Source organism: Clostridium sp. YIM B02569 (assembly GCF_022320765.1).
In the GTDB taxonomy this organism is placed as follows: domain Bacteria; phylum Bacillota; class Clostridia; order Clostridiales; family Clostridiaceae; genus Clostridium; species Clostridium beijerinckii.
This window is the reverse complement of record NZ_JAKJJX010000018.1, coordinates 81106-95133: the sequence shown is the minus strand read 5'-3', so window position 1 is coordinate 95133 and position 14028 is coordinate 81106. Positions and strand designations below refer to the sequence as shown.

The window sequence follows — 14028 nt, the reverse complement described above, 5'->3', positions numbered from 1 at the left end:
CCGGTTAAGTTAAATAATAAAGAGGCAAACTAGAACTTCTTAACTAGATCGCCTCAATTGCTTTATTCACATTTCGCTATAAGCATATATTACAAACTATAATATAAGTTGTTGGAAAATACAGGACTCGAACCTGTGGAGCTTTTACGCTCACTAGCTTAGTAAGCCAGCCCATTAAACCACTCTGACAATTTTCCATATAAGAGTATATTATTTAATTGTTCTCCTTAGCAATTCATTGTACTCATTCAGTGCAAAATTTAATCTTCTACAAGCACTAATCACCTCCCAATCTAATAAATTTTCTTCATCGCTCATAATTTTGCATAAGGCTTGCCTCATTCTACTAATCATCATCTCTTTTTCTTTTAAATATTCCAAATATTTACCCCCTTTACTTTTTTATTAGTATAACCCTTAAATAGTAAAATTCATGTATCACTTGTTACATAAATATGTTTTAGCTAAAATATTCATATTATTTACATATATTCTATGTATAACCTCAGAACTTCAAATGTAATTACTTAATATTATGAACGCATGAAAGTTATATATTTCTGGATTAATAACTCCACATCTGTTTTATAACCTAATTTTCTATTGTTCTCTGTATATATTGTTTAACATTTCTTAAGTGTATCTAATATATTAAAAGTAAATGAGGTGTTTATGATGCCAAATAATGAAAATGAAATATTTTATATAGTTGGCGCCATACTTACTATATTAGTAAACGTGCCAGAGATTATAAGACAAATAAATATTAATTTAAAGTTCAATGAATCTATAAAGCACCATAAAATACTATGATTAGGATGCCAAAAAAAGCGCTTAGAATAATTCTAAACGCTTTTTCCTTCCAAAATAAATCCCTCTATAATTTAGAATTTTGTCTTAGTTAAATACAGAAACATTTATTTTACTAGCTATATTTAATAATAAAAAGCATTACCTCTAATTTAATGTAATACTACAAATGTATATTTTCTTATTTACAATTAATAGATATCCTAGCATCTATCTTTTTCTTGATGATATTGGGTAATTGTAATCTTGGGTAAAATGATATCTGCCTGGATTTTCTGGTTGATTTCCCGAATCTTTTTCTTCTTCAAATTCTGCTGCTATATCTTGTCTTAAATGTTTTTCATAATATACTTTTTCCTTGTCGGTTAAATTCTTCATACTTGTATCACCTCCATTTTTATTGTTTTCTTTTGTATGATTAATATACTCTAGTATAAAAACTGCAATAAAATAGACACTTACAAGTTATACGTAAGTGCCTAGATTATTTAGAATCAGCATTTAGAATATTGAATTACTTTAAAAAATAAATTAACTATAATCATTAGATTATTTAAATTTTATATTTAAATTGATTCCTTATCACATTCCTAGTTTATACATCTTCGATATATATCAGCATTATTTCTCTTATAAATAAGTATTTTTTAAATAACTATATTTTAAACTTAGCTATAATCCTTCTTAACTCTTCAGACATTTGAGATAGAAGTTTACTAGATGAAGCTATCTCCTCAACAGATGCTAATTGTTCCTCAGCAGCTGCCGATATTGTTTGAGTCTCATCAGCTATATTACTACTTATGTTTTTAATATTATTTACTGAATCAACAGATTCTTTAGTTCCAACAGTTACTTCAGTGATAGAATCTGATATTTCATGAATCTGACTAGATATTTCTATTATCATTTGAAGGATTTCCTTAAAACTTATTCCTGCAACATCAACGACATCTGCTCCTGTTTTAACTTCTTTTGAGTTTTCATTCATAACAGCAACTGCACTATTGGTTTTATTTTGCACATCATTAATAATTCCAGCTATTTCTTTAGTTGCCTCTTGTGATTGTTCTGCTAACTTTCTAATTTCTTCCGCTACTACACTAAAACCTTTTCCTGCTTCCCCAGCCCTTGCAGATTCTATTGCCGCATTTAATGCTAGAAGATTTGTTTGCTCTGATATACCTTGGATTGTATCAAGTATTTGTCCAATTTTCACTGATTTCTCTTCAAGCTCGCTTATAATAAGCGATGTTTCACTAGTCTTTTTCTCTATTATTTCCATTTGATTCATTGCCTTCTCTACAGCATCTTCACCAGCATTTGCTGATATTTTTGCCTTATCTGTTAAAGATGAAACAGATTTTGTATTTTCAGATACTACATTTATCTTATTAGATATGTTTTCAACCACTTTGTTTGTACTATTAGCAAAAGAAAATTGCTCATCTGCTCCATGTGCCATTGTTGTTACTGCGGATGCAACTAGATTTGATGCATCTGCTGATTGCTCAGCACTTGCTGTAAGCTCTTCAGATGATAATACTAACTGCTCAGATGTATTTCCTAATTGTTTTATTAGTTCAATAATGTTTTTGGTCATCTTATCTAAAGCATTAGTTACAACACCAAATTCACTCTTATCCTTAAGATTATCTTCTTTTATCTCTATAGAAAAATCACCTTGGGATAAAGCACCTATAAATACTACAAAATCATTTAATCTCTTTGTGATACGTTTTGTTATTAATATTCCCAATAAAATTATTAGAATTGAAGCTATAATTACAATGCTTAAAAATGTTACTGTTGCAATTTTTAAATTTGTTTTATCCTGAGAGTTTATTTTTTCAGCAATTTGTCTATTATGTTCTCCAAGTTCAACTAAATCAGCTAAGAAAGTATCAGCATATGATTCAACGTTCTTCTCATAGTATTCGTAGGCTTCTTGATTTTTGTTTTCACCAGCTAAATCTAGTGCTACTTTTCTCCCCTCCCTATATTTAGCTAAATTACTATCAATCTTACTGATCTTATCAGCCTCAAAATCATCTAATTTCAATTTTTTATAAAGAGCCATATAATTGTTAAATTCTTCGGCACGAGCATTTATATCTTTTGTTAAATTACTATTTTCATTTTTATCAGTAGTTACCATAATTCTAAAAATGTCAGCTGAAATGGCCCTTGCATGTACTCTAGACTCACTAAGCCATTCACTTGATAGCAGTCTTTCACTATACATGACCTCCATACTTTTACTAGACGTTTGTAAAAAATAGTAACCGGTTATTCCCACTGCAAATAATCCTACTAAAGAGCAAATTATAAGTAAAGTTAATTTTTTACCTACCTTTAAATTATTAAGCCACGTCATTTTATTGTCCCCCTTATCTTCATACTAGAATCTTAAATATAATTTCATTATTACAATATATTTATTAGAATGATTAATTAAAAATAAAAAACCAACAAAAACTTAATATATTTATGTATTACTAAGTTTTAATTGGTCGGTTGCACAACTAGCTCCAAATTCTCAAAGCGCCCAGATATAGAGAATTTTTCATCGCTTCCAATTGTTCTATTTTTTATAAATACACTTACCTAATATATAGAAATATTATCATATTCATGTAAGAAAATCAATGATTCTTAATATAAATTGTCGAATTTCATTCCAATAATATCCTAAGTTGCCATTTAAACATACTCGTTTTAGATGTCCTTAATTAAACCTCTCTTATCATTATAACAATAAAACTTTACTCTGTTCTAGCACTTAATAAATTCATTAAGCCAAAATAACCACCTAAATTCTGGGGCTTTAATTAATATGAATATTTCGTTATTATTGAAAGTTCAAAATAGATTATATATAAATATTTAAAAGGCTAATACTATTTTAATTTAACAGCACTAACCTCTAATTTTTCCATGATAATAAAAATCTTTTTAGTCGTGGACAGAATATTAATTCGAATAAAATGATATTTTTATTCTAAAGCTACTCATTTCGCTCCTATTTTATAAAATAATATTCCACCTATTTTTCTGGCTTAATTGATGTAATAAAATTTTTATAATTTTCTAAACGCTTCTTATACTCTTCTGATTTCCTTAAATTCATAGTTGTTTCAACTGTCTTTTTAATATCATCAGCATGAATAAACTTTCCTGACAATGTATCATGAGCGTGGCTTAATTGTTCTTCTGGAAATTCAAATCTTACTCTACCTTCAACTATCTTAACTTCACCTTCAATACCACATAGGCAGCAGACAGCATGTGTAGATTCTCTATCTAAGAAGAAATTTCTACTATGGCAATGTGGACATACGCCTTCTTCACCCTTATAAGAAGCATTTTCAATGTCTTTTGCAGCTTCTGCAAGATTCTTTCCTATTTCATGGACTTTTGAAACTTTCTCATCATCTACGATTATTGCAGTTGACCATGGAAAAACTTCATTATTTATAACTTTCCACATAGGAGTCAATGCTTGGATTCCTGAATCACATTGGAATGCTGTAACCCAATCTGAACCTCCAATTCCTATATAAGAAACCACCTTATCTTTTAGAATTCTTGGATCTGGAGCTTTACCGCCTGTTTCCTCTGCAATCTTAGTAGCTACAACATTATTCCCTCTATCCATTCTTGGCCCAAAACGATCCCTAATTGTTAAAAATGCACTTGGAGCACCTTTACAAAAAATAGGGTTTGCAAAAATTATTCCATCTGCATCTAACATCTTATCTAATAACCAATCAAAGTCATCTTTTAAGGCACACATATTTCCCTTTCCTGTCATAAGTGAGTTAACACAAGCTGTACAGCCTGTACAAGGTTTTATATCTAAATCCAATAAACGAACAAATTCGATTTCTGCCCCCATTTCCTTCGCTGCTATTAAAGCTTCTTTACACATAGCATCATTATTACTATCTTTTCTTCCACCTGAAATACCTAAAATTTTCATGTTTTATACCTCCAATTATTGCGTTAATGTAAAATCTATACACAACGTATCATTCGTTACTATTTTAGCATTCAACAATTATATAAAAAATTAGGTATTATATTTTATTAACTGTAAATTTCTATTTATTTTTTAATAAAGATTATAACTTCGCAAGCATTCATTAAATTTTAACAGTAAAAATATTAAAATTTTACATAATCATTTTCATCTTGCTTTATTATATGTTATAATCCTTTCTTGATAATGCTATAAATTTATCACATCATATATTAGATGAGTTAAAATTTATATATTATCTCTTATGGAGGTATTTTATGAATATAAATCAGGAACTTATAACTTTTAAAACCTCGTCTCCCATGGAATTTTCCGTTCTAGCAATTGAAAACCTAGAACGCTATTGGCATAAAAGCATAGAGCTAATATATATATTAGCTGGCAGCGTTCGAGTTCAGTGTCGTAATATGCAATATACTTTACATGAAGACGATCTTATTCTTATAAATATGTTTGATGTACATTCCTTATATGGGAAAAAATGTGAAGTATTATCACTAAAAATTGATATTTCTGCATTGGACCCTGAAATTTCTCGCTTTGCCCAAAATAGGTTTGATTGCAATTCATCTATAGAAGCAGATAAAAAGAAATTTATACGATTAAAGCGCCTTCTTGCCTTAATTGTAAAATCTAATGTTAACCCAGACGAGAATGTTGAACTTTTGAATAAATCATATATCTATGAATTGTTATATATATTAACTAGCACTTTTAAAGTGGAGGATTCTGCAAATTCTACCGATATAAATAAAAATTCAGAGAGAATAAAAAATATATTACATTATATAAGCGAAAATTATAGAAATAAAATTTCTCTGAATTCTTTATCAGATGAGTTTTATCTATCTATGCCATATATTTCAAAGATATTTAAAGATTTTATAGGCATTAGTTTTAGTGATTACCTAATAGAAATAAGACTTTCTCATGCAATGAAAGATTTAACTGATCCTAACTTAACAATTGAATATATTGCAGAAAAAAATGGTTTTTCTAATACACGTTCCTTTGTTTCTTCATTCAAAAGCAAATACTTCTGCCTTCCAAGTTCATATCGAAAAAATATGGATGCATATGATCTTGGCACAAAAAAGAAAATTACGGAAAGTGTAAATTATTTTGCTTTACGCCATAATACTTCATTTAATCGTTTAGTAGATTATCTAAAACATGACGTTATTATTCCAGAGGCGACTAAACACCATACTACAATATGTGAAGTAAATCCAATTGATATTTCAATAAAGGGAGTTCAGTTAAAGCATACATTTAAAACTCTTATCTGTATTGGAAAGGCAAAACATATCTTAATTTCTGAAAATCAAGATATGCTCCGTGAAATGCAAAAAGATATTGGATTTAGATATATCCGTTTTCATGGATTATTCGATGATGAGATGATGTTTTATTCTGAAAATGAAGATGGTGAATCTGAACTATGCTTTACTTATATTGATTTAGTAGTAGATTTTCTTCTTTCAATTAAATTAAAACCTTTTATGGAACTTTCATTTATGCCAAAACAACTTGCACTGGATCCTTCTCGTACAATGTTTTTTATTAACTCGATTATTAGCCTTCCTAAAAGCATAGAAAAGTGGACTTATATTATCGAAGAACTTATCAAACATTTAATTTCCCGCTATGGCAAAAAAGAAGTTGAATCTTGGCCGTTTTTCTTATGGAATGAGCCTGATTTAATAGAAATGTTTGGCTTTGAAAATAGCAATGATTTTTTTATTCTTTTTAAAGAGACATTTACCTCATTAAAGAATATTGATCCTTGCATTAATTTTGGAAGTTCACCTGTTTTCTCTAACACATTGGCAGGTTCAAATGACTGGATGGACACTTTTATGAATTTCTGCAAATCAAATAACTGCATACCAGATTTTTTAACTATGCATTTTTATCCTATGAGTTTTCCAGATGGTGATTCTACTACTCTTTCGAAAAAACTTCATTTAGAAATGCAAAAATATCTTGTATATGTAGAATCTGAAAATTCTTTAAAAGAAAATATTCAATGTATTAGAAAAAGAATCAAAGAAAAGGATTGGAAAACTGAAAAACTATACTTAATAGGGTGGAATTCTTCGATTTCTAATAATGAACTGATAAATGATACCACCTATAAATCAGCTTATATTGCAAAAAATATATTAGAAAATTATGATAATCTTGAAAGTTTCGGTTATTGGCAATTATCTGATTTTACAGAGGAAGTAAAAATGAAAAACGAATTGTACCATGGTGGACAAGGTGTTTTCACCTATAACGGAATAAAAAAATCTCATTATTATGTTTTTAAAATGCTTAATAATCTTGGTGATATATTGCTTCAAAAAGGTGATGGTTTCTTTATAACTACAAATGGATCTTCGATTAAAATTATCTTATATAATTACCAGCACTATTCAAAACTATATGCAGCAGGTGAAGTGTTTGATATGACTTTTACTAATCGATATACACCATTTCCAAAAACAAATATATTAAAAGTAATTCTTCCATTTATAAATCTTTCTGAAATCTGTTATGAGCTAACTGAGACTATCGTTAATAAGAATTATGGAAGCTCTTTTGATAAATGGCTTGAATTAGGTGGATTGCCATTACAAAATAAGACTGATATTGATTATCTAAAATCTGTATCACTACCAAGAATTCAAAAGAAAATCATCAATACTGAACATAATTCACTAACAATAACTGCCGAACTAGAACCACATGAAGTACGATTAATAGAATTAAAGCCCATTTATAGAAATATTAATTAATCATTTTTCCTTTAATTGACGCCCATCTCTTAAAAAGTAGTTTTATAAACCTAATGACCAAAAAATCCTAAGTAGAATTAAAAATCTAATTCTACTTAGGATTAATTTATGATTTTGTTCCTTTATCTCTTATAATATTCTAATCTAGAACAATTACCTATTCAGTAATTACTTTTCTATATTCTAGTCTTAATTAAGTACTTACTGGTCAAAGTTTTAAATTTTTGATTCCCAAATAGATTCGTCATTTGAGCCATAGCTAAGAAATTCACAAGAACCAGCAATATCATTCTTTGAATAACCAAACATGGAAATTGAACTTTCCAAATACTCATATACTGCTGTTACTAGCCATCCATCTTCGTTTAAAAATTGTTGTATAATTATTTTCTATTTAAAACTTTTATATACTAAAACTCCCCCACTCTTCACAATCCCATATATCTGTAGCAATATCTTTATAAAATTCCGGCTCATGACATACTAAAATCATACTTCCTTCATATTCTTTTAATGCACGCTTTAATTCATTTTTAGCATTAATATCTAGGTGATTTGTTGGTTCATCTAATACTAATACATTTGTATATTCATTAATAAGTTTGCATAATCTGACTTTAGCCTGCTCTCCTCCGCTTAATATATTAATAGGGCTATCTATATGCTGCCTTGTTAATCCACACCTGGCCAATTCTCTTCTTACCTCCGTTTGAGTTAGGTGAGGAAACTCACTCCAAACATCATATAAAACTGAATTAGTGCTATTCCATGCAATTTCCTGCTCAAAATATCCTATTTTTCTATGCTCACTTAAAGTGATTTCACCATTTATAGGTTTTAGCATTCCAAGTAAGGTTTTTAGCAGAGTAGTCTTTCCTAATCCATTAGCTCCTGTTACTGCAATTTTTTGTCCTCTTTTCATTTTTAAGTTTAAAGGTTTGCTTAAAGGTCTGTTATATCCGATAATCAAGTTGCTTACTTCAAGGATTATACTTTCTGGCATTTTTACAGTTTTAAAATTAAAATGAGGTTTTATAATTTCTTTTTTTATTTCTATTCTTTCAATCTTATTAAGTTTCTTTTCTCTTGATTTAGCTTGCTTTGAAGTTGAGGCTCTTGCTTTATTTTTTCTTATATAATCTTCAAGCTTTTCTATTTCATTTTGTTGTTCTTTATATTCAATCAATCTCTGTTCTTTTCGTATTTCGTATAGTTTAATAAAATAGTCATAATTCCCTTCATATCTTGTTAATACTTTGTGCTCAAGATGATAAACTACGTTTACCACATTATTTAACAAAACATTATCATGCGATATTAATATAAATGCATTTTCATAATTTACTAAGTAATTTTTTAGCCATTCAATATGCTCTTCATCTAAATGATTAGTCGGCTCATCCAGTAATAAAATATCTGGCTTTTGCAAAAGTAATTTAGCGAGTAAAATCTTAGTTCTTTGCCCGCCACTTAAAGTTGAAACATCTTTATCTAAAAGGTCCTTAATTCCAAGACCTACTGCAGTTGCCTGTATTTTTGAATTGATACTGTAAAAATCATTTTTATCTAATATTTCTTGCATAATAGCAATTTTATTTAAAGATTTTTCCATATCCTTCTCACTCATATTTTGAAGATCAATATATAGACTATTAATTTTACTTTCTATATTAAATAAATTATCAAATGCTTCTTTTAAGAAATTTAACGCATTAATTCCTTCTTTCAAATCAACCAATTGATCCATATAACCAATACTGAATTTATTATTCCATTCAATAGTGCCTTTATCTGGTAATATTTGATCAGTAATTATTTTCATAAAAGTCGATTTTCCTTCTCCATTAGCACCAACAAGGCCAATATGCTCTCCTTTTAATAACCTAAAAGATACATCGTTAAATAAAATCCTATCGCCAAATGAATGACTCATGTTTTCAATTGTTAAAATACTCATATTTTACATCTCCTTGTGTCCTCATAATAAATGATATCATCATGTAATATGAAGACCAAGTTTAAGAATAAATCTGTAATGTTTATAATCATGCTGAAAAAAAGCATATTCTCCATAGTAATGACTGTGAAAAATATGCCTTTTCTCTTATATTAAGTAGAATTTTTTTGTTTCCTTATTATTCTTCTAATACTACCTTCAGTTAAAAAATACTGCTCAGCTAAAATTTTAACGGACATTCCAGATGAATACTTATTAAAAATTTCTTTATCTCTTGCACTAAGATATCTTTTAGTCTCAGTATTTTCTCCCCATGATTTTTTATTTTCATTTTTTCTTGGTATATATATATATCCACCATCTGTATATTTTTGAATTAGTTCAATTATATTATATGGCAGTATATTTTGCGCTTTTTCATATTTCATAATTTCTTCGCTCCACTCTACATTTAATATCTAAATGAAGATGCAAAGACCTATTATAATATGAAAAACTTACTGTTGATATATTGGCTCCAGGCAAAAGTTTTTCACATATTATAATCTTTGCATGGAGCTAACTACTATTACTAGAATCATAATGAATTCACTTCCTTTTTATTCTATAATATTATATCACAATAACTTGTGTCAATTTTGACGCTTTGAACCTCAAATGTAATCCGTATTCCTAAATCATAAGAAGATACTTCATTATAATTTAACTCAACTTACTAAAAACATAATCAATATCTTTAGTTATTTTAGTATCTATAAATCCATTGTCCATCATACTTTTTAGTATTTCCATTGCTTTTTCGTGGGATAATCCTTCTCTATATGGTCTTTCCTCTGTAAGTGCCTGATAAATATCAAGACAAGTCATAAGACGCGAATTAAAATCTAATTCTTTGTCTGTCATACCAAAAGGATATCCCTTTCCATTTAACTTTTCATGATGATTTGAAGCCCACTCAGTTATATCCTCAAATCCTTTTATTTCTTGAAGTGCTAATCTAGTGTACTCTGGATGTTTCATTATAATTTTAAATTCCTCATCAGAAAGTTTATCTGGCTTGTCCAATACATCATTTGGCACCGCTAGTTTACCAATATCATGAAGATCTGCAGCAATAATTAGCTTCATCTTTTCTTCCTTCTCTAAGTTATAGAAATCTGCCATAATAGCTGCCTTCTCTGATAAGCCTTGAGAATGCCTTTGAGTATAGCTAGATTTAGAGTCAATAATCTTTGACAACACATTAGTTATACCATGAATCTCTTCAAATGATAATTCCAGGCTATGCTTTGGAATTCTTTTTTCTAATTCTATACTAATAAAACTATTTTCTAAATTCATCCAGAACTTTTCCTCTTCAGTAACTTTAAAAAACGCTTTTACAATTCTTGAAGAAAATGATATATTTTCTTGATTCCTTACAAATTCACAAACTTTGTTTTGCATATTGTGATTATTATTCTGCAAATCAAAGGTCTTTTCTAAAGCATCAGCAATTGCTATAATTTGCGACATTAGAGGAATTTCTTCTCCCCTTAATCTAAAGAATCCTGTACCATCATACCTTTCATGATGGTACTTTATTATATTTTTCACATTAGTAAGCAATGGATAGTTTTTAATATTACTTTCTCCAATTGTACAATGTTCTTTTACCCCTTCTAATAACGCTGCATTTTTTAATTCTTTTGTAGCCAATTTTTCATGCAGGCTATATTCACTTAACCCATTGTCATGAAGCATTGCAAGTGCAGCTACATCATGGAGCTCTTCAGAATTCAGACCCAGTTCTTTAGCAATACTAATTGAAATATATGCAGTTCTTTTTCCATGGTTAGATGCCATCCCGAGAATATCCATCTCCACAAAGTCTAAAGCAAATGAAACAGCCATTAGAAATTCATTTAACCTAAATAACATAATTCTCCTCCTTGTTACATCAAACTTATCTTTTGTATAAAAAAAAGCGAAAATAGTATAAAAATATTTTATACTATTTTCGGTACTTTTACCACAAAATTAGTTCCTTTACCAATTATGCTATCTAATGTTATATTTCCACCATGTGCTTCAATTATAGACTTAGAAATCGTAAGACCTATCCCTGCTCCACCTGTTAATTTATTTCTTGATTCATCTGCTCTATAAAATCTCTCAAACACATAAGGTAAATCATCCTGAGATATTCCTATCCCTGTATCCTTAACGCTTATTTCAATATAATTGTTATCTTCAGATATATTAACATCCACTTTACCACCTTTTTGAGTATATTTTAATGCATTAGATATTAGATTAACTACAACTTGGCTTATTTTATCTTTATCTAAATATCCAACAATATCTTTCTCATGAAAAATTAAAGATACACCTTTATTTAAAAATTCTTTTTCGAAGTTTAAAACTATATTTTTAACAGCCTCACCAATATTAAATTCCGTCTTATTTAAAACGAGATTTTCACTTTCATACTGTGCTAACTTCTCCAAATCTCCTACAAGACGTTTAAGTCTTAGTATCTCTTCATGGCAGCTTATAAGCCTCTCTGGAGTTGGCTCCCATATTCCATCTATCAGCGCTTCCATATGACTTTGAAGGGTAGAAAGTGGAGTTCTAAGTTCATGGGAAACATCTTTTGTTAGTCTTTGCCTTAATTTTTCTTGTTCATTAAGAGAATACCCAAGACTATTAATGGTGGCAGTTAGTTTGTCTAGCTCCTCAACATTTGATTTCTTCTCAATCTTTTGACTATAATCCCCTTTTGAAATCATCTCTGCTATATTTATAACCTTCAAAATTGGTCTGCTTAATCCTTCAGCCATTATCAATCCCAATATTAATGCACATAATAAAGAAGCTGCTCCAACACCTATAAGTATTTTATTTAGTGTTTTTGAATACATTATGTCATTTTCATCATAATAAAAAGGGCCATAATGACCTATACTTATATCTCCTACTTTATTAGAATTATTTATTATTGGATATTCATCTTTAGAATATTCACTTTCCCAGGTTGGAAAAATCTTTTCCATTGTACTAATCAAACGATTTTTAACTTCTTCACATTTAATATTATTGTAAGTTTCAGCATCCCATATTACTTTATTTGATGCATCTTTTACGGTAATAAATAATCCATTTTCAATTGCACCAGCGCCAATACTTTGAATTGCTTCAACATTAAAATTTGAACTATTGCTATACTCACGACTTATAGCTGCAACAATAATTTTATTGTCTCTTTGACGTTCTTGAATAACATAATTTTTAAATTGATTTACAAGAAAGAAATGTGAAAGGATACTAATAAGTGCTACGCAAATCATTGTTATAAATATGTATGAAAGTGAAAGTCTGTTTCTAAGATTTTTCTTCATTAAATTCTCCTCCAAACCTATAGCCTGTTCCATGGACAGTAATTATATACTGTGGATCCTTAGGATTGGTTTCAATCTTTTGTCTTATATTTTTAACGTGAGTATCTACATTACGATCATATCCATCATAATCATCTCCAAGTGCCGTACTTATAAGCTCTTCCCTTGTAAAAGTCTTGTTAGGATACTTAAGTAAGGTCATCAATATTTTATACTGCCTTGAGGTAAGCCCTATATTCTCTCCATTTTTCCGTATTTCTTTCTTTAACATATCTATTACCAAATCATTATCATTAAATGAAATTTCATTAGATAAAGGTACAACTTCTTCATTAAGTCTTCTAAATATTGCATATATTCTTGCTATAAGCTCTCTTGGGCTAAAAGGTTTAGTTATGTAATCATCAGCACCCATATGTAATCCTGAAATTATACTCTTTTCATCAATTTTTGCTGTAAGCATTATAATTGGTACTCTAGATCTTTTTCTAACTATACTGCAGATTTCTTCACCTGTCATATCTGGCAGCATTAAATCTAGAACTATTAAATCTGGATTAATCCTTTCAAAGACCTCTAATGTTTGATTTCCATCATATGCTTCAAATACAATTGCACCTTCTTTTTCTAAATATGATTTTATAACTTCAACTATCTTATTCTCATCATCTACTATAAGAACCTTTTTCTCTTCCAGCATATTTTATCCCCTATCTGATTTTAAAATTATAAGTTAAATGTTTAATAATTTTTACCTTATATTACTTTTATTTAAGAATACTATAGAAATTTTAATTTAATTTTTGCAAAGGCTGCTTTTACTTAAAAATATCATATGTAACTTAGTTATTTGAAATTCCGGTGTTGCACTAAATATAATAATTACAGCTTATGTTGTAGAAATTACAAATAAACTATTCTTAGATTCAATTCCTAGTTTGTCATTTACTTTTATTTAACTAGATGATTTATCTTTATTTATATATCAAATTAAGATTATATCCTAGCCTATTTCATTCTGCCACGATATAATCTTAATTCATAATTCCCTAATTA

The 14028-nt window shown here is 28.7% G+C and carries 11 protein-coding genes, 1 tRNA gene and 1 riboswitch; of the genes, 2 read left to right on the top strand and 10 right to left on the bottom strand.

What is annotated here, in order from left to right; all coding sequences use genetic code 11:
- Positions 1-112: 112 nt before the first annotated feature.
- Both L3B96_RS16840 and L3B96_RS16835 read right to left on the bottom strand, forming a co-directional pair.
- A tRNA-Ser gene (locus L3B96_RS16840) sits at positions 113-197 on the bottom strand.
- 13 nt (positions 198-210) lie between these two features.
- Positions 211-381, bottom strand: coding sequence for a Spo0E family sporulation regulatory protein-aspartic acid phosphatase (locus tag L3B96_RS16835; RefSeq protein ID WP_238948145.1), 171 nt, complete (start codon positions 379-381; stop codon positions 211-213).
- Between the two features lie 291 nt (positions 382-672).
- On the opposite strand from L3B96_RS16835, the gene L3B96_RS16830 reads away from it, so the two are divergent.
- Positions 673-813: a hypothetical protein gene (locus tag L3B96_RS16830; protein ID WP_155715502.1), complete on the top strand. Its 141-nt coding sequence runs from the start codon at positions 673-675 to the stop codon at positions 811-813.
- Positions 814-1020: 207 nt separating this feature from the next.
- On the opposite strand, the gene L3B96_RS16825 is transcribed toward L3B96_RS16830, so the two are convergent.
- From L3B96_RS16825 to L3B96_RS16815, 3 genes are all read right to left on the bottom strand, one after another.
- Positions 1021-1188, bottom strand: a complete 168-nt coding sequence (locus tag L3B96_RS16825) for a hypothetical protein (protein ID WP_017209243.1) — start codon at positions 1186-1188, stop codon at positions 1021-1023.
- Between the two features lie 277 nt (positions 1189-1465).
- On the bottom strand, positions 1466-3187 hold the full coding sequence (locus tag L3B96_RS16820; protein ID WP_238899668.1) for a methyl-accepting chemotaxis protein: 1722 nt from the start codon (positions 3185-3187) through the stop codon (positions 1466-1468).
- A gap of 125 nt (positions 3188-3312) precedes the next feature.
- Positions 3313-3396, bottom strand: a riboswitch (cyclic di-GMP riboswitch).
- 460 nt (positions 3397-3856) lie between these two features.
- Positions 3857-4792 carry an NAD(P)H-dependent oxidoreductase gene (locus L3B96_RS16815; RefSeq protein WP_017209245.1) on the bottom strand — a complete coding sequence of 312 codons (936 nt, stop codon included), beginning with the start codon at positions 4790-4792 and terminating at the stop codon, positions 3857-3859.
- 317 nt (positions 4793-5109) lie between these two features.
- Here L3B96_RS16815 and L3B96_RS16810 point away from each other — a divergent pair, with 317 nt between their 5' ends.
- Positions 5110-7635, top strand: coding sequence for a helix-turn-helix domain-containing protein (locus L3B96_RS16810; RefSeq protein ID WP_238948144.1), 2526 nt, complete (start codon positions 5110-5112; stop codon positions 7633-7635).
- A gap of 403 nt (positions 7636-8038) precedes the next feature.
- Here the strand turns inward: L3B96_RS16810 and L3B96_RS16805 are convergent, their stop codons facing one another.
- From L3B96_RS16805 to L3B96_RS16785, 5 genes are all read right to left on the bottom strand, one after another.
- Complete coding sequence (locus tag L3B96_RS16805) at positions 8039-9592, bottom strand: ABC-F family ATP-binding cassette domain-containing protein (RefSeq protein ID WP_238948143.1); 1554 nt, start codon at positions 9590-9592, stop codon at positions 8039-8041.
- Positions 9593-9744: 152 nt separating this feature from the next.
- Positions 9745-10020, bottom strand: coding sequence for a CD3324 family protein (locus L3B96_RS16800; RefSeq protein ID WP_017209248.1), 276 nt, complete (start codon positions 10018-10020; stop codon positions 9745-9747).
- 274 nt (positions 10021-10294) lie between these two features.
- A complete protein-coding gene (locus L3B96_RS16795) occupies positions 10295-11512 on the bottom strand; it encodes an HD domain-containing phosphohydrolase (protein WP_238948142.1) in 1218 nt (405 codons plus the stop codon).
- A 68-nt stretch (positions 11513-11580) separates the two neighbouring features.
- Entirely contained in the window at positions 11581-12972 is a 1392-nt protein-coding gene (locus tag L3B96_RS16790; RefSeq protein ID WP_238948141.1) for an ATP-binding protein, read from the bottom strand.
- A complete protein-coding gene (locus tag L3B96_RS16785) occupies positions 12956-13672 on the bottom strand; it encodes a response regulator transcription factor (RefSeq protein ID WP_012059244.1) in 717 nt (238 codons plus the stop codon). The genes L3B96_RS16790 and L3B96_RS16785 overlap by 17 nt, the downstream gene beginning before the upstream one ends.
- Positions 13673-14028: the final 356 nt, after the last annotated feature.